At 71.1% G+C, this 16,432-nt stretch carries 10 protein-coding genes; 6 read left to right on the forward strand and 4 right to left on the reverse strand.

Going from position 1 to position 16,432, the window contains the following annotated elements:
• Positions 1 to 313: 313 nt before the first annotated feature.
• The gene (locus tag WME97_RS14900; RefSeq protein ID WP_437552565.1) at positions 314 to 1,813 is read left to right on the forward strand and encodes a M14 family metallopeptidase; all 1,500 of its coding nucleotides are present in this window, start codon (positions 314 to 316) and stop codon (positions 1,811 to 1,813) included.
• A gap of 19 nt (positions 1,814 to 1,832) precedes the next feature.
• On the opposite strand, the gene WME97_RS14905 is transcribed toward WME97_RS14900, so the two are convergent.
• A complete protein-coding gene (locus tag WME97_RS14905) occupies positions 1,833 to 2,696 on the reverse strand; it encodes a PAS domain-containing protein (protein ID WP_437552566.1) in 864 nt (287 codons plus the stop codon).
• A gap of 230 nt (positions 2,697 to 2,926) precedes the next feature.
• On the opposite strand from WME97_RS14905, the gene WME97_RS14910 reads away from it, so the two are divergent.
• From WME97_RS14910 to WME97_RS14925, 4 genes are all read left to right on the forward strand, one after another.
• Positions 2,927 to 3,379, forward strand: coding sequence for a VOC family protein (locus tag WME97_RS14910; RefSeq protein ID WP_437552567.1), 453 nt, complete (start codon positions 2,927 to 2,929; stop codon positions 3,377 to 3,379).
• A complete protein-coding gene (scpA, locus tag WME97_RS14915; RefSeq protein ID WP_437552568.1) occupies positions 3,372 to 6,020 on the forward strand; it encodes a methylmalonyl-CoA mutase in 2,649 nt (882 codons plus the stop codon). Before WME97_RS14910 ends, scpA begins: the two co-directional genes overlap by 8 nt.
• Position 6,021: 1 nt before the next feature.
• Positions 6,022 to 7,014: a methylmalonyl Co-A mutase-associated GTPase MeaB gene (gene meaB, locus WME97_RS14920; RefSeq protein ID WP_437552569.1), complete on the forward strand. Its 993-nt coding sequence runs from the start codon at positions 6,022 to 6,024 to the stop codon at positions 7,012 to 7,014.
• A 291-nt stretch (positions 7,015 to 7,305) separates the two neighbouring features.
• Positions 7,306 to 8,481, forward strand: coding sequence for a DTW domain-containing protein (locus WME97_RS14925; RefSeq protein WP_437552571.1), 1,176 nt, complete (start codon positions 7,306 to 7,308; stop codon positions 8,479 to 8,481).
• Between the two features lie 58 nt (positions 8,482 to 8,539).
• Here the strand turns inward: WME97_RS14925 and WME97_RS14930 are convergent, their stop codons facing one another.
• Positions 8,540 to 10,555, reverse strand: a complete 2,016-nt coding sequence (locus tag WME97_RS14930; protein WP_437552572.1) for a hypothetical protein — start codon at positions 10,553 to 10,555, stop codon at positions 8,540 to 8,542.
• Between the two features lie 623 nt (positions 10,556 to 11,178).
• On the opposite strand from WME97_RS14930, the gene WME97_RS14935 reads away from it, so the two are divergent.
• Positions 11,179 to 12,141, forward strand: a complete 963-nt coding sequence (locus WME97_RS14935) for a macrolide 2'-phosphotransferase (RefSeq protein WP_437552573.1) — start codon at positions 11,179 to 11,181, stop codon at positions 12,139 to 12,141.
• Positions 12,142 to 12,236: 95 nt separating this feature from the next.
• Here WME97_RS14935 and WME97_RS14940 read toward each other — a convergent pair whose 3' ends face one another.
• Together WME97_RS14940 and WME97_RS14945 are read right to left on the reverse strand one after the other, a co-directional pair.
• A complete protein-coding gene (locus tag WME97_RS14940; RefSeq protein ID WP_437552574.1) occupies positions 12,237 to 15,785 on the reverse strand; it encodes a pYEATS domain-containing protein in 3,549 nt (1,182 codons plus the stop codon).
• A complete protein-coding gene (locus WME97_RS14945) occupies positions 15,782 to 16,408 on the reverse strand; it encodes a hypothetical protein (protein WP_437552575.1) in 627 nt (208 codons plus the stop codon). The genes WME97_RS14940 and WME97_RS14945 overlap by 4 nt, the downstream gene beginning before the upstream one ends.
• Positions 16,409 to 16,432: the final 24 nt, after the last annotated feature.

The raw sequence follows: 16,432 nt of genomic DNA on the forward strand, positions 1-16,432 counted from the left end.
GTTCTTTTAGCGTCTTGCGTCGCCGCGTCGCCGCATGAGCCGCGTTGCGCACCGAGCGCCGACCGCGCGCGCCGGCCACCGTGGCGACGGGAAGACATGCGTGTCTGACGCGCCTGCCGAGCCTTCCACGCTTTCGGGTCGCATCCTGTCCTGTCGATTTGACCAGCCTGCACGAGGACTCCGACGCTTCGTCCACCACACCCACCACACGACCCCACCCACGAGCGGGCTCTTCCGGCGGGGCGCGCCGTCGTGGCGCCGTCGTCGCCGATCACGGCCCCCTCCTGCGCGCGGCGGGGTAGAGATCGGGCCCATGCTGCTCACCCGCGCCGAAGCCACCGGATTCCGGGAGACCTCCCTGCACGCCGACGTCATGCGGTTCGTCCGCGCGCTCGAAGGCCGCAACGATCCGCGCCTGCACGTGACCACCTTCGGGACCAGCCCGGGCGGGCGGGAGCTGCCGCTGCTCGTGCTGTCCAGGGACGGCGTGCGATCCCCGGACGAGGCCCGTCGCGCCGGGCGCCCCGTGGTGCTGATGCTCGACGGCATCCACCCCGGCGAGGTGGAGGGCAAGGAGGCCAGCCTCGCGCTCGTCCGCGATCTGCTCGACGGCCGCCACCCCGACTGGCTCGACGCGCTCGTGCTCCTCGTCGTTCCGCTGTTCAACGCGGATGGCAACGACGCGCTCGATCCGCGGAACCGCCGCCTCGACCTCAGGAAGCTCACCGGCCAGCCAGGTCCCGTCGTCGGCACCCGCACCCAGAGCCAGGGCATCAACCTGAACCGCGACTACCTCCGCCAGGCCGCGCCCGAGATGCGCCTGCTCCAGCAGCGCGTGTGCATCCCCTGGGCGCCCGATCTCACGATCGACAACCACGCGACCAACGGGTCGGTGCACCGGTTCCACATGACGGTCGACGTGCCGCACACCATCGAGTCCGGCCGCCCCGAGCCGATCGCGATGGTGCGTGACCGCCTGGTCCCCGACGTGATCGCCGCCGTCCGGCGGCGCGGCTTCGAGAGCGGCTGGTACGGCAACTTCGTCGAGGACGAGCGGGTGCTCGACGCCGACGGCGAGGTCGATCCGGCGGCGCCCGTCGGCCTCGGCTGGATGACCTACCCGCACCATCCGCGGTTCGGCTCGAACTACCGCGGGCTCACGGGGCGGCTCGACCTGCTTCTCGAGTGCTACAGCTACCTCCCGTTCGAGGAGCGCGTCCAGACCGCCTCGGCGTGGCAGATCGAGGCCCTCTCCTGGGTCGCCGCCCACGCCGACGCGGTCCACGAGGTCGTGGCCGCGAGCGCCCGGCCGCCGGAACGCGTCGCGGTCCGGTACCGCCTCGAGCCGACCGGGACCCCGATCGACATCCTGACGCGCAGCCCGCGGGCGTTCGACGGCGAGCCGGTCACCCTGCGGATCCCGCACCACGCGCGGTTCGTCGGGACCACGGTGGTGGATCGGCCGCGGGCCTACCTCGTGCCGCCGGCGATCGCCGAGGCCCTGCGCCGGCACGGGCTCCGCGTCGAGCCGGCCGGGGGCGTCCACGACGTCGAGGTCGCCCGGGTGGCGTCGCTCGGCGCCGAGGGCGGACGGGCGATCCTGGAGGCGGCCCGGGTCGGCGAGGTGTCCGTGCGGTGGCGAGAGGAGGCCCGGCGGGCCCCCGAGGGCTGGTTCCAGGTCGACACCGAGCAGCCGCTCGGCGCGATCGCCGTGTACCTGTGCGAGCCGGAGAGCGACGACGGGGCGGTCGAGAACGGCCTTGTGGAGGCGCCCGCCCTCGGGGACGAGCACCCGGCGTGGCGGGTCCGGTGAGCCCGGAGGGGCCGGGCGGTCAGGGCTTCCTGGTCGCCATCGCGAACGCGATCCCGTGCGAGAGGTCGCGGCGCGTGACGATGCCGCTGAGCTCCACCTCCAGGCCGACCAGCGCCTGAGCGACCTCGGGCCGGATGCCCGTCAACACCACCTCGACGCCGAGCAGCCGCACCGCCTGCGCGATCCGCGCGAGCGCGCTCGCTGCCGGCGTGTCGAAGGCGGAGACACCCGTCAGGTCGACGATGCATACCTGCGCTCCCTTGTCGGAGATCTTGTGGAGGAGCGCCTCCGCCAGCTGGTGCGAGCGGCGCTCGTCCAGCGTGCCGATGAGCGGCAGGACCAGCACCTCGTCGCAGATCGGGATGATCGGCGTCGACAGCTCGCGAAGGGCGGCAGACTGCGCGCGCAGCCGCTCCTGGAGCTCCTTCTGCCTCGTGATGACCTCGGTGAACATCATGATGCCACCGATCTCGCCGCGCTCGTCGTGCCACGGGAAGACCTGCCAGCGCACCCACTCGATGCGCCCGTCGGCCCGCTGGAACGGGTCCTCCTCGTGGCGCTCGCTCGCGCCTGCGAGGCAGCGCGCATGGATGTCCTTCCAGCGCTGCGGGATCTCGGGGAAGACCTCGTAGTGCGAGAGGCCGATGATCTCGCGCGGCGAGAGGCCATAGTCATCGAGCCAGCGCCTGCTCGTCAGCAGGTAACGCATGTCGCGGTCGAACAGCGCGACCGCCGCCGGCATGTAGCTCGTCAGGAGTCGCACGTAGTCTTCGAGCCGCTCCACCCCCGCGTCGCGACGGATCCTGTCCTTCTCGAGCTCGCTCACGCGCAGGCGCAGCCGCTCGAGTTCCGCGACGAGCTCGTCGTGATCCCGTCCCTGCATGTCGCACGCTCCCCCCCTGTGTTGCCCCGGGCGCGCTGGCGCTCTCGCGCGTCGTCGCGAGTCTATAACAACGCCGGCCCACGCCCGCAGCCTGTGTCGCGCGTCCGCGGCGTCGCGCGGCGCGGCTCTTGCCGCCGCCCCGCTCCGCGGCGCAAGCTGCGCGCATGGCGCCCCCCTCGACACCGCCGGCCCCTGCAGCCCCGACCGGCCTCCCGACCCAGCGAGAGCCCATGAAGGACCAGATTCCCGGGTTTCTGTTCATCGACCACATCGCCATGGCGGTGCCCGCCGGGCAGCTCGACGCGCAGGTGAAGGCGTACGAGATGCTCGGCTTCCGCGAGGTGCACCGGGAGGAGGTGCGGGGCACGGATCAGGTCCGCGAGGTGATGCTCCGCATCGGCGACAGCGACAACCACGTCCAGCTCCTCGAGCCGCTCTCCCCCGAGTCTCCGGTCCAGAAGCTCATCGAGAAGAACGGCGGTCGCGGGGGCTTCGCCCACGTCGCCTACCGGGTCAGCGACGTCCAGGCCGCCTTCGACGATCTCAAGGCGCGCGGCTTCCGCATCATCGACGCGGCGCCGCGGCCGGGCTCCCGGGGCACGACGATCTTCTTCGTGCACCCCCGATCGCGCGAGGACGCGCCGTTCGGTCACCTCATCGAGGTCGTGCAGTCCCATGGATGACAGGCTCTTCGGCGATTTCGCGCCGGTCGCGCTCGCGACGTGGAAGCAGGCGCTCCACCGGGATCTCAAGGGCAAGACCGCGGACGACCTCTCCTGGGCGAGCGCCGAGGGGCTGCTCGTGCCGCCGATCTTCGCGCCGGACAGCCCCCCGCTCCCGCCGGCCACGGGCGGCCCGCTCGTGGCGTCGCTTGTCGCCGAGCTCCGGAGCGGCGCGCCGGAGCTGCGCTTCACGATGGGATGCAGCTATTTCCTGGAGATCGCCCGCCTCTGCGCCGCGCGCCTCCTCGCCGAGCGCCTGCGGCCGGGCGCCACGATCACCGCCGTCATCCCGTCGGCCGCGGTCCCTGGCGACGAGGAGCACAAGAACCTCCTCCGCGGCATCGTCGGGATGATGGCGGCCATCGCGGGCGGCGCGGACGACATCGTCGTCACGCCGCCCGAGCGCCTGCTCGGCAACGCCCGGGTCATCCTCCGCGAGGAGGCTCGCTTCGACCCGCGCGACAGCCCTGCGGCCGGCGCCTGGACCATCGAGCAGCTCGCGCGGAGCCTCGCGCGCGCGGCGATGCGGCAGCTCGGCGACACAAGGGAGATCCCGGAGCCGGGCGCGGCCCCGTCGGACGTCGCGTCGCTCGAGCACCTTGGCTTCTCCGCCGGCGCGCCGCCGTTCCTGCGCGGGCCGTATACAAGCATGTATGTGGTCCGCCCGTGGACCGTCCGCCAGTACGCCGGGTACTCCACGGCCGAGGAGTCGAACGCGTTCTACCGCCGCAACCTGGCCGCCGGGCAGACCGGGCTCTCGGTGGCCTTCGACCTCGCGACCCACCGCGGCTACGACTCGGATCACCCGCGCGTGGTCGGCGACGTGGGGAAGGCCGGCGTGGCCATCGACACCGTCGAGGACATGAAGATCCTCTTCGACCAGATACCGCTCGATGCGATGAGCGTGTCGATGACCATGAACGGCGCCGTGCTCCCCATCATGGCGTTCTACATCGTCGCCGCCGAGGAGCAGGGCGTGCGCCCCGAGCTGCTCTCCGGGACCATCCAGAACGACATCCTCAAGGAGTTCATGGTCCGGAACACCTATATCTACCCTCCGGCGCCGTCGATGAAGATCGTCGCCGACATCTTCCGTTACACCGCCGAGAAGATGCCCAGGTTCAACTCGATCAGCATCAGCGGCTATCACATGCAGGAGGCCGGCGCGACCGCCGAGCTGGAGCTCGCGTACACGCTCGCCGACGGCCTCGAGTACCTGCGCACCGGGATCGCGTCGGGCATGGATATCGACGATTTCGCCGGGCGGTTCTCGTTCTTCTTCGGCATCGGCATGGACCATTTCACCGAGATCGCCAAGCTGCGGGCCGCGCGGCTCCTGTGGGCGAAGATCGTGAAGGGGTTCCACCCGAAGAACCCGAAGACGATGGCGCTGCGGACCCACTGCCAGACGTCGGGCTGGAGCCTCACCGAGCAGGACCCGTTCAACAACGTCACGCGCACGGCCATCGAGGCGCTCGCGGCCGTGCTCGGCGGCACGCAGTCGCTGCACACGAACGCCCTGGACGAGGCGCTGGCGCTCCCCTCCGACTTCTCGGCGAAGATCGCGCGCGACACCCAGCTCTTCTTGCAGCGGGAGACCGATATCTGCCGGGTCATCGACCCGTGGGGCGGCTCCTACCACGTCGAGCGCCTGACAGACCGGCTCGCGCGGCGAGCGTGGCAGTTCATCCAGGAGGTGGAGTCCCTGGGCGGCATGGTCAAGGCCATCGAGAACGGCCTGCCCAAGCTGCGCATCGAGGAGGCCGCGGCCCGCAAGCAGGCCCGGATCGACGCGGGCCGCGACATCATCGTCGGGGTCAACGCGTACAGGCTGGAGAGAGAGGCGCCGATCGCGCTCCGCGAGGTGGACAACACCGCGGTTCGCGAGAAGCAGCTCGCGCGGCTGCGCGAGGTGAAGGCTGCCCGCGCGGAGGCTGCTGTTGTCGAGTCGCTCGCCGCGCTCACCCGCGCTGCCGAGACGGGCGAGGGGAACCTGCTGGCGCTCGCCGTCGACGCGGCGCGCCGCCGCGCGACGCTCGGCGAGATCTCCGGCGCGCTCGAGCGCGTCTTCGGCCGCTACGAGGCCCCGGTGCGCACGGTGAGCGGCGTGTACGGCGCGGAGATCCGCGATGCGGGCGCTGGCCGCGAGGTGGAGGCGCTCGTCGGCGAGTTCGCGGCCCTCGAGGGCCGGCGCCCGCGCATCCTGGTCGCCAAGATGGGTCAAGACGGGCACGACCGGGGGATGAAGGTCATCGCCACCGCCTTTGCGGATCTCGGGTTCGACGTCGATATCGGCCCGCTCTTCCAGACCCCGGACGAGGTGGCGCGCCACGCCGTCGAGAACGACGTGCACGTGGTCGGGGTCTCCTCGCTCGCCGGCGGCCACAAGACGCTGGTGCCGCAGCTCATCGAAGCGCTCGGGCAGGCCGGCCGCGGGGACATCCTCGTGGTGGCGGGCGGCGTGATCCCGCCGCAGGACTACCGGTATCTGGAGGAGCGCGGCGTCGCGGGGATCTTCGGGCCCGGGACGGTCATCCCCGAGGCCGCGGCGCGCATCGTCAGGACGCTCCTTGGGAGCCTCTCGTCGCAGGAGGCGCGCTAGGTTGAAGGCGAGTCCGAGGGAGCTCGTCGACGGTCTCCTCGCGGGCGACCGGGCGGCGCTCGCGCGCGCGATCACGCTGGCCGAGAGCTCGCTCCCCCGCCATAAGGAGCTCGCCGAGGAGGTTCTGGAGCGCTGCCTGCCTCACGCCGGTGGCGCCACGCGCCTCGGCATCACCGGCGTGCCCGGGGTCGGCAAGAGCACGTTCGTCGACGCGCTCGGCGTTCACCTCGTGCGCGATCGCGAGGAGACGGTGGCCGTGCTCGCTGTCGACCCGAGCAGCCCTGTCCATGGCGGGAGCATCCTCGGCGACAAGACGCGGATGCCACGGCTGGCGAGCGACCCGCGGGCCTTCATCCGCCCCTCGCCGTCGGGCGGCTCGCTCGGCGGCGTGGCGCGGGCCACGCGCCAGGCCATCCTGCTCTGCGAGGCGGCCGGATACCGCAACATCCTTGTCGAGACGGTCGGTGTCGGGCAATCCGAGGTCGCGGTCGCCGACATGACGGATTGCTTCCTGCTCCTCATGCTGCCTGGGGCCGGCGACGAGCTGCAAGGCGTGAAGCGGGGCATCATGGAGCTCGTCGATCTCGTGATCATCAACAAGGCCGACGGCGGGAACGTCGACAGGGCCGCGCGAGCGCGCCGCGATTACGAGAGCGCTTTGCACCTGTTCCCGCCGGCGCCTCACGGCTGGGCGCCCGTCGCCTCCGTCTGCTCGGCCCAGGAGGGCCGCGGCGTCCGCGAAGCGTGGGAGAGCGTGCTGCGCCACCGCGCGCACATGCAGGCCAGCGGCTGGCTCCTGCGCCGCCGCGCGGGGCAGGCGCGCCGCTGGCTGTTCGAGCTCATCGAGGGGCACCTGCGGGAGGCGTTCCTGCGCAGCGCTGCCGTGCGTGAGCGCCTGTCTGGCGTGGAGGCGCTCGTCGAGGCGGGGTCGCTCAGCCCGCTGCGCGCCGCGCGGCAGCTGCTGGAGGCGTGGGATCCGGCCGGGAAGGGGTGACGGTGGGGAGAACGCTGCGAGATCTCGAGAGGGAGAAGAAACGCAAAGACGCAAAGACGCAAAGACGCAAAAACGCAAAAATGAAATGATGCAAAGAGCAGGGATGAGCTCTATCCCTCTTCCTTGCGCCTTTGCGCCTTTGCGCCTTTACGCCTTTGCGCCTTTGCGCCTTTGCGCCTTTGCGCCTTTGCGTTTTTTCTCCTCTTCCCACCACGGCTCGCCGCGACACGAGCGCTGGGAGCCGCAGATCATGGACCTCGAGGCCAGCGCAGCCTATAGGGTACCCCTCCCATGCGCGACGTCTGCTGGCGCTGCCGGCGCCCCCGTCCGGTCTGCTATTGCGCGCTCCTGCCCTCCTTGCCGACGAGGACCCGGGTCGTGCTCCTCCAGCACCCCCGCGAGCGGAAGGTTGGCATCGGCACGGCGCGCATGGCCCACCTGGCGCTGCCCAACTCCGAGCTGCACGAGGGGGTGGTCTTCGAGGACGACGCCCGGATCGCCGCCCTCGCGAGCGATCCGACCACGGCCGTGCTCTTCCCCGGGGGCGACGCGCCCGCGGCAGGCGGGGCGCCGGTGCGCTCGCTCATCGTGGTCGACGGCACGTGGTGGCAGGCGAGGAAGATGCTCGCGCTGAACCCGCGCCTGGCCTCGGTGCGGCGCATCGGCGTGACGCCCCGCGCGCCGGGCAACTACCGCATCCGCAAGGAGCCCCGGCCCGAGTGCCTCGCCACGGTCGAGGCGGTGGCCAGCGCGCTGGCCGCGCTCGAGGGCGAGCCCTCGCGCTTCGACGAGATGCTGCGGGCCTTCACGTTCATGGTCGACCGGCAGATCGAGCACCAGGCGAGGAGCAAGGCCCCGCGGCGGCGGCGCGCGCAGGCGGCCTCGCCGCTCGCGCCGCTGCGCCCCTACCGCGTCGAACCGGCGAGGGTGGTGCTCGTCGACGGCGGGGCCAGCTCCGGGTGGCCGGCGGGCGCCGGCGCGGCCGAGCCGACGTCCGAGCTCGTGCACCTCGTGGCCTGCCGCGCGTCGGGCGAGCGCTTCGAGGCGTTCCTCCGCCCGCGGCGGCCGCTGGGCCCGAGCGTCGCGCACCAGCTCGAGGTGCCCGAGGACCGCCTGCGGGGCGGCGAGGACGCCGGCGCGGCCCTGAGCCGCTTCCGCGCCTTCGTCGGCGATGGCGGCGTGCTGGGCACCTGGGGATCCTTCATCCTGGACCTGCTCGCGCAGGAGGGCCTCGAGCGCCCGCCCTCCCTCGACCTGCGCGACCTCTGCGCGCGGCACCTGCGCCGGCGGCCCGGCGGCATCGCCAACGGGGCGCGGGCGCTCCTGGCCGGGGAGCCGACGGCGCGCGGCAGCGGGCGCGCCGGGCGCACGGTGGGGTGGCTGGAGGTCGTCCTCGCGCGACTGCTCGACCTCGCGGCGGAGGATGCGGCATCAGACAGCCAGGAGGGGCCCGGGGGAAGCGCCTGACGACATCGAGAGACTCGCTACCACCACGATTCGTGGTCGGACCACCCAAGCCTGGTGACTACTCGAACAGCAGCGCGTTTCTCACGATCTCGGCGCCGTCACCGACCCAGAAGCCGTCCCTCGACGCCCTGGAGACCGGTAGCATATTGAGCTCCACGCGCGCACGGCCGTCCTTGAAGCCGCGTAGGATCAACGGCACGCCGCTGCCCCACGTCGCGACCACGACGCCGCCGTTGATGGGGCCGCCGCTGCCCAGGGGAGCATTGGCCGCCCTGAGCGACGTCACGCCGGCGACCAGAGGGCTCCCGGGCTCGTTGATGCCCAGAGGAGCCGTCTCCGTGAACGTTTGCATCCCGATGGGATCCAGGAGTGCAAAGCCTTCGGATTCCCAGCGCCCGCCGAGGAGGGTGTTGCCGCTGGCCCAGTTCGCGACCACGACCCTGCCACCGCCGTCGAAGTACGAGGCCAGATTTTCGCCCAGGGCACCGCCATCCTGCGGGAAGCCGTACGCATAGACGAGGACCGCGTCGTAGGCTTGAAGCTCTTCCACGGTCGGCGTCGCCTCTCCGATGTCGTAGACATCGACCGCCGAGAACGCGCCGGTGCGAGCGAGCTCCGCCCGTACGTCGTCGTTCCAGCCTGGAATGAGGGACACCCCCGCGATGAGCACGCGGTCGGCGCTGGCGTCGGTGCACACGCCGTCCACGCACTGCCCGCTGCACACATTGCCGCAGCTCCCGCAGTGGGCTCGGTGGAAGCTCGGATCCACACAGACGGTGTCCCCGCTCGGATCGACGCAGGCGACGTCGGGAGGCGCGCACGTGGGTCCACCCGCGCCGCCTTCGCAGCTGTAGGTCACGGTGACGCGCGCGAACGCGCCGCCGAGCGCGTCGCTCCGGCTCAGGCCCTCACAGCTGGGCCCGTGGATCAGGACGGCGTTGTAGTCGCCCTGGTTATAGGTGCCAAACCCCACATCCGGCAGCGAGATGAGGCCGTGGGCCGGGTCGCAGCTGCACGTGCCGATGGTGTCGAAGCCCCCGATCGTGGTGCCGTTGAACGACACCGACCGACTGCCCGGGTAGCAGGTCATGCCGTTCTCGAGCTCGACATCGATCCTCTGCACGGGGCCGAGCGCGCCGCCGGCATCGGTCCACCGGAAACCGTAGGGCATGCTATTGCACCCGTCTCTCCGGTGTAAGTCGAGCCCATCACAGTCCATGTCCTGGTTGATGAGGGCGCTCGCGTCGTCGATGTCGTAGCTCGTCGCGCAGTCGCCGTCAGGGAGCTGCGTGAAGCCCTCGGGGCACGTACAGCTGCAGTCCTCGGCCGACACGTGGACGGGAAAGGTCAGCGAGCTCGACGCGGCATACACGTCGGAGACCGTGACCTGAACCTGGTAGTCGCCCGGCATGTCCGTCGAGAAGCTGCTGGCGGCGCCGGTCGCCTGAAGGGCCGGGGAGGACCCGGCCGGGCTCGCGATGATCGACCAGGCAAAGGAGATCGGGTCGCCGTCGGGATCCTCGGCGCCCACGCTGATCGTGGCCGTCTCGCACCGGGAGATGAACTTGCTGGGCGCGATGTCGAGATCGATGATCCTCGGCGGGTCGTTCAGCGCGACCACCGTGTCGAGGCCGCCGTTCGCGCCCCCGCCGCACTGGGACACGAGCAGGACCTCGGTCGTGGCTTCGGCGGCGACGTACGCCGTCCCCTCGGTGGGAGCGCACTCGCTCGACGGCGCAGCGTCGCTCATCGGTGTCGCGCAAACGCGGTAGTTGCCGGGAGGCAGCAGGAACACGCCGTCGGCCCCCGCGTGCGTCCCCGAGCTCGCGGGGAGCGCGCTGCCAGGGAGCGCCTCGGGCTCCAGGGCGCTGGTCGCCTCCGCGAGGGGCGCGTCGCCGCAGGTGCTGCCGGCGCCGACGACCTTGTAGTGGATCGCCGTGACGTCGTGTCGCGCGCCGCGGACCGCGAGCGCCGCGTGGATGGCCCCCGTCGTCCCGGCGGCGTCTCCGTCGCTCTTCTCCATGTCGCACGCGTGTAACGCGAGCGCGAGCGCAATGGCGATCGTCTCTTGCACGAATGTTCTCGATATCCATCTCATGATGCTGTTCCCCTTGCTGTGCACCGCGGCGAGACGCCGAGCGGCGACGACCCGGAAGGTCGCTGGCGATTCGCAGGCGGCCTGTCGATCCTGTTGGCCGCCATGTGGACACGGCAGCGTGAAGCGCTTCAGCGTACGCCACTCGGCGCATGGGCTTCGCGCCATAGAACGTAGTCTTCCTCCGCCGTGCTCCGCTTGCGACGAGCCGCCCCGCGCGCTCGCCGCCGCCGCCAGGCGTCCGCGTTGCGGCGACCGAGCCCTCGGTAGGACGGTTCAGGTCGAGCAAGCCTGAACGCCGTTGCGGCGCCGGCCGGCGCGTGAGATGCTCCGGCCGTGGCATTCTCCCGGCTGCGCTGAGCTCGGCATCCTCGTCCTCCCTGTAGCCCCGGCGCGGCCGGAGCTATGCGGCGAGCGCGCGGGTGCCTGTCTGTGCCCTGTCTTCCCCCGCTACGTGGAAGACCGGGGCGCGGAGCCTCACGCCCGGAAGCCTGGGAGGAGCACGAAACGCGTGCCTGGCCGGTCGTGAGCTCGCGCCGCGAGTCTTCCCCAAACACGCGCGCCGCCGCCTGTCCCGGCGACGCGCGGAGAGGCTCGCGATCATGACCGAACGTACCAACACCCCGTTGACGGCTCCTTCCTCCTTCGCGCCCATCGACTCCGTCGGCGCGCTCCTCGATGCGGCGCGCCGCGAGGGGCTCCGTCTCGTCACGTCCCACGCCGACTTCGACCGGAGCGGGCTCGACTTCCTCGTCGTGCACGCCCACGACGAGGACGGCGTTCCGTGGGTCGTGCGCACGCCGCGCCGCATCGCGGTCGTCGCGTCGGCGCGCGTCGAAGCGCGCGTGCTGGCCCTCGTGCGCCAGCGCTTGCCGGTGGCCGTGCCCGACTGGCGCGTGCACACCGACCACGTGATCGCCTATCCGCGCCTCGGCGACGTGCCCGCCGTCTCCTTCGATGCCGAGGCGGGCCCGCGCTGGAACCGCGTCGATCCGGCGGCGCCGTCCGATGTGTTCATCGCGTCGGTGGCCGAGGCGCTCGCGGCGCTCCAGCGCGTGGACGCGGCGGCGGCCCGTTCGGCGGGCGTCCCCGTGAAGTCCATCGACGACGCGCGCCAGCTCCACGCGCGGGCCATGGACGAGACGCGCGCCGCGCTGGCGCCGCCGGACGCGCTGTGGGCCCGATGGCAGCGCTGGCTCGAGAACGACGCGATCTGGCCGCGCGACCTCGCCCTCGTGCACGGCGATCTCCACCCCGGCCACATGCTCCTCGACGAGGGCGGCCGGCTCACGGGGATCCTGGACTGGACCGAGGCCCACATCGGCGATCCCTCGGTCGACTTCGCGCTCTTCGTCGGCGCCTTCGGCAAGCCCGCGCTCGACGCGTGCATCGCGCGCTTCGGGGCGGCCGGCGGCACGACGTGGCCGGGCCTCGCGGCACACGCCGGCGAGCGCTGGGCGGCGTTCCCCGCGATCGCGGCGAAGTGGGGGGTGGAGTCCGGCGACGAGGGCGTGATCGCCCACGCGCGCAACCTGCTCGCAGGGATCGTGGCCGAGAGCGGGTGAACCAGGCTGGAAGCGTGGATCCACGCCGCGCTGGGCCGCACACACGTACAATCGTCTGATGGGTTCGCTCTTCCGGAGCAGGAGCGGCTGTCTTGCTAGCGCGAGGAGCGGCGCCTCGGCCCATCGACGAAGCCCTGCGGCACGCCGGCGAGCATGCCGAGGTCGAGCTCGAGCTTCACCGCTCCGCCGTCGGTCTCTGCGCCGACGGTGAACGATCCCCATGCGCTGAGCCGGAGCGTTGCGGTCCCTCCCGATACCTCGATCGCGCGCTCGTCCGGATCGAAGCTTTCGTGTAGATGAAACACCACAGATCCGCGGAGCGGACGCTCGGCATCCGTCGAGGTCACTTGCAGGATGACCTCGAACCATTCCTCCCCATCGGGCTCGACCGTCGCGGATAGCAGCCGCCCCTCACGCTCCGGGAGCCCGCCCCAGCGACCCTTGCGCGGCCCGCTGGACCCTGGTTCCGCGATCTCGGCAAGCCAGCGAATGCTGCGGCCAGCGATCGTCGTCAGGCCGCGACCGCGGTAGGCGTCGACAATCCGTTTGAAGGTCTGTCCGGTGCTCCGAACGGTCACGGGGGCTGGCGCGACCAGCACCTCGAGGTCCCGATCGCCGGTCATCGCCCGCAGGAATCGCTCGATCTCGACGAGGTTCAACGAGCTCTCGACCGGCTCGAAGGAGAACCCCCACTCGACGAACCGCCATAGTTTGTTCCCGCGCGCCGGGGGCTCGGGCTCGCCGAGGAGCGTGCGCCGCACCTGCGCGTGGGCCGCGTCGGCATTCTGGATGGCTCCGCTTGCCGCGATGCCAAGGAAGCCCCCCGCGTCTGTCCCATCGTGACTCAAACTCCGCCAATGCGTGTCGAGCGTCGTCTCCGCTACGCTTGTCACGAGTGTCCACGCCGCCTGTCCGGCCCGTTTCCCGAGCTCGGCATGGCGCCTGGCATCCGCCGCTTTCGCCTCGGTCGGACAGGCGAGCCATTCCTTGGCGGCGCGGACGCACCGGTAGGCCACATCCCATGGCTCATCGGGCGCTACTCCCACCAGGGCGCTTTCGGCCATCGCCACAGCGGCTCCTAGGGCGATGTCGGTGCCAAATTCTTCGAGGTGGGTCAGCAAGCTATCCAGTCCGCGGATACCCCATGAAGGCGACTCGTGTAGCAAATGTGCCAGTTTTGGGGCGCGCGGCAGATCGGAGAGATGGAGGATCCGCTGAGGAAGCACGGGCGGCTCCGATGCCGAAGTGGTCACACAGAGGCCGGTGCGCGCTGAATAAAAAACGTCGAGAAGAGCCGCGCTGTCTTCCTTGCTCGCGTGATCGAGCCCATCGAGTAGTAGAATGCCATCGCGCCGTACGATCTCTTCGGCGATGTGTCGGATTCTCGAGTGCGAGACTGGCTCAATGCCGAGGAGCCGCATCGTTGAGCGAAGTGAAAGCTCCTTCTGCTCGTCGTCGTCCATCGCAGCGAAGGACCAGCCGACCACGGGCCGGCGATCGTCCGGCCTTCGCGCGAGCCACTGGCGCACGAGGCGCGTTCGCCAGAGTTGCGGGCCGCCGACCAGTGCTGCGATATGAACGTCAGGGTTATCAAGCAGCTCCGCGACACGCACAGCAGCCTCGTCGCCGAACACCCCCGGCCCAATCGGATCGAGGAGAAGAGATAGATCGAACACGCGCCGATCGTCATCGGACCCCAGCGACGATAGCCTCTGTTCGATCTGCCGGAGAAGGAGCTTGCTCAGCGCGAGCCGATCTGTTCCACCATCGGGGCCCCGCCACCTCTCGTCACGCTCCCGGATTAAAATGTTCTGGAGTTCATGGAGCCTCGGCATCTCGAGATGCTCGACCATCGCCATGGACGCCTGCAGCGCAGCATACTGCTCGAACGGGGTCTTGCACTCCATGATCGCTTGCAGCACGATCTCGAACAGCGCGGGGTCGCGCCGCATCTCTGCACAGGTGAGTGCGAGCAGGCGCCGTCCCTCGGCGTCGCTTGCGAAGAGGCGCCGGGCTCTCCGCACGCTCAAGAACACGTTCGCTGCCAGCCGCCTCATGCCGTGCTGCACTTGCGTCAGCGCGACGGTGCGCTCCCGGCTCGGTGCCATGGAGGCGCGAAGGTGCTCGTATCGCTGCGCGAGCTGCTCTCCCTCGTCGAGGCCGAAGAGGACGGATTGGAGGAGTCCGTCAGCCTGGGTGGCCGAGCACACCGTTATCGCGGTTCGACCGTGGCCATCATTGGCCGTGACACCGAGCACATGGCCGAGCACGCGCCCGTTGACGAGCACGGGAGCGCCGAAGATTCCGGACACGGGAGCGCCGAAGATTCCGGGCACGGGATCGCTCGCGTCTACATGCAGCACGAGCGAGCGCGCGCCGAGGTCGCCATCGACCGAATGCGTCGTGCCGGCGACCTCGACGCGCGTCCCATCCTCTGCGAACCCGAGGGTAAACCACGGCTCGGGCGGAGCGGGGGGGGCCGCGATTTCATACCCGTTCAGGCCTTCAACTGGATCGATCTCGAAGATGGCGACATCCGCTTCCTCGTCAATCTGCAGCAATATTGCCACCCGCTCGTCGCCGCCGAGCTTGGCAGCGACCTCCAAGCCTGGGCCTGCCCGCGCGGCGTGCCGCGCGGTGACGACGAACTCGCGCCGCATCACGTAACCGCTCTGCAGCACCGGCCCATCGGAGGACGCTCGAATCTGGACGCACCCGCCCCACCACGCCTCCGGCGCCAGTGCGCTTTCCGGCGGCTGTTCGTGTGCAGGCGCCGACTCCTCCCTGGTGGCGTGGAGCTCGTAGATCCGCCCGTCCACCGTATGAAGCATCACCACGCTGCCCGCGACGTCGACCCTCGCCCATCCCTCGTGCGGGAGCGCTACCGTGCATGCCGGTGCTTCCGATCTCACCTCCACCAGGATCGGTCGCGTCCCCGGCACCTCGAGTGCCCCCTGAGCAGGCTGTCCGGCCGCGCGCATCCGCAGCACGTCGCCGCGCCTCTCGACCGCGATGAACGCCGGAGGAAGCTGCGCCAACACCGCGGGATCGATCTGCATTGCTCCGGCGGCAGGCGCCGTCTCCACGTCGACCCAACCGCCCGGTAGCGCGGCGCCGGCCGCCCAGAGCAAGGACCAGAAGGCGCTCGTCTCGCGCGCGGCCGGCGGCAGGCGCGGCAACGCCCGCAGGGCCCACGCCGCGAGATCCTCACGTCGCGACCCGTCCACGAGCATGGTGGCGGTCACGCGCCGCAGGCCTTCTTCGACCTCACCCGCGCGATCCGGCGAGAGCGCCGCGTACACGAGCGCCTCCTCGAGGCGCAAGATGGCGGGCAGAGGCTCGTGTATGCGCTCGATCACCTCGCGAATCCGGTCGACGTCGCCGTCCAGCGACCGGCGCAACAGCGCTGCGACGTCGGGGTCGAGCACCATCGCCGATGGGCTGCGGGCCTCCACGATCTCGCTCGACCACAGGTCCGCCTCCGCCGAGACGTCGGCTGCGGGGAGGAGCGCGAGCCGCAGCGCGCGCAGCAGCTCCGGCTCCACGCGCACCGCGAGCGACGCCATGCGCGCCAGCGCCACCGCGGCGGCGTTCCGCCGCTCGAGCACGTCGAGGAGCGCCGCCGGGGCGGAGGCCTCGCTCACGGTCGCCTCCGCCCCCCGCGCACCGCGCGCGCCGCGTCCGCGACCGTGGTCGTGCGATCCCAGGTCAGGAGCGCCATCCGCCCGACGAGCGCGGCGGGCCACCGCTCCCGCGGGTACGGCACGAATCCGACGAGCGGGCAGCCCGCGCGCTCTACAATCGCGACGATATCCAGCCACGCCGTCGTCGGATCCACCTCGTCCAACGCCCGGCCGCCGATACCGAGATCGCTCAGGACCAGAACCGGCGTCCCCGCCGCTGGTGGCGCGTAGGGACGCCATAGCCGCTTGGGCCCAGCGCCGGCGACGAGCGGGTTCTGCGCGAAGCGCAGCACGTTCGTCGTCTCGGCGCCGACCACGCGCTGGACGTGCCCCACGAGCTCGGCCGCGTCGCGGAGAAACGGCATCATCGTGTCGCTCCGGTCGACGAGCACCTGCACCCCCATGCGCAGCGTACGGTGAAGAGCGCGCGGCACGCGCTCGATCGGCAAGGATCGCGCGAGGCGCTCGACCAGGAACTCCACGCAGACCGGACCATCGGGCCGCTGCGCCGCGAGAGCCGCCCCGAGCAGGCTGCGCGTCACGGGGGCGGCGAAGAGCGGCTCGAGCGCCAGCTCTGGCTCCATCGCGCGTTCGACCCGCGAGGGACG

Source organism: Sorangium sp. So ce367 (assembly GCF_051520455.1).
Taxonomy (GTDB): Bacteria; Myxococcota_A; Polyangia; order Polyangiales; family Polyangiaceae; genus Sorangium; species Sorangium cellulosum_B.

What these genes read in the sequence shown, in the direction of transcription:
- WME97_RS14900 (WP_437552565.1), top strand. Translation starts at nt 314, where the DNA reads ATGCTGCTCACCCGCGCCGAAGCCACCGGATTCCGGGAGACCTCCCTG.
- WME97_RS14905 (WP_437552566.1), bottom strand. Translation starts at nt 2,696, where the DNA reads ATGCAGGGACGGGATCACGACGAGCTCGTCGCGGAACTCGAGCGGCTG.
- WME97_RS14910 (WP_437552567.1), top strand. Translation starts at nt 2,927, where the DNA reads ATGAAGGACCAGATTCCCGGGTTTCTGTTCATCGACCACATCGCCATG.
- scpA (WP_437552568.1), top strand. Translation starts at nt 3,372, where the DNA reads ATGGATGACAGGCTCTTCGGCGATTTCGCGCCGGTCGCGCTCGCGACG.
- WME97_RS14925 (WP_437552571.1), top strand. Translation starts at nt 7,306, where the DNA reads ATGCGCGACGTCTGCTGGCGCTGCCGGCGCCCCCGTCCGGTCTGCTAT.
- WME97_RS14935 (WP_437552573.1), top strand. Translation starts at nt 11,179, where the DNA reads ATGACCGAACGTACCAACACCCCGTTGACGGCTCCTTCCTCCTTCGCG.
- WME97_RS14945 (WP_437552575.1), bottom strand. Translation starts at nt 16,408, where the DNA reads ATGGAGCCAGAGCTGGCGCTCGAGCCGCTCTTCGCCGCCCCCGTGACG.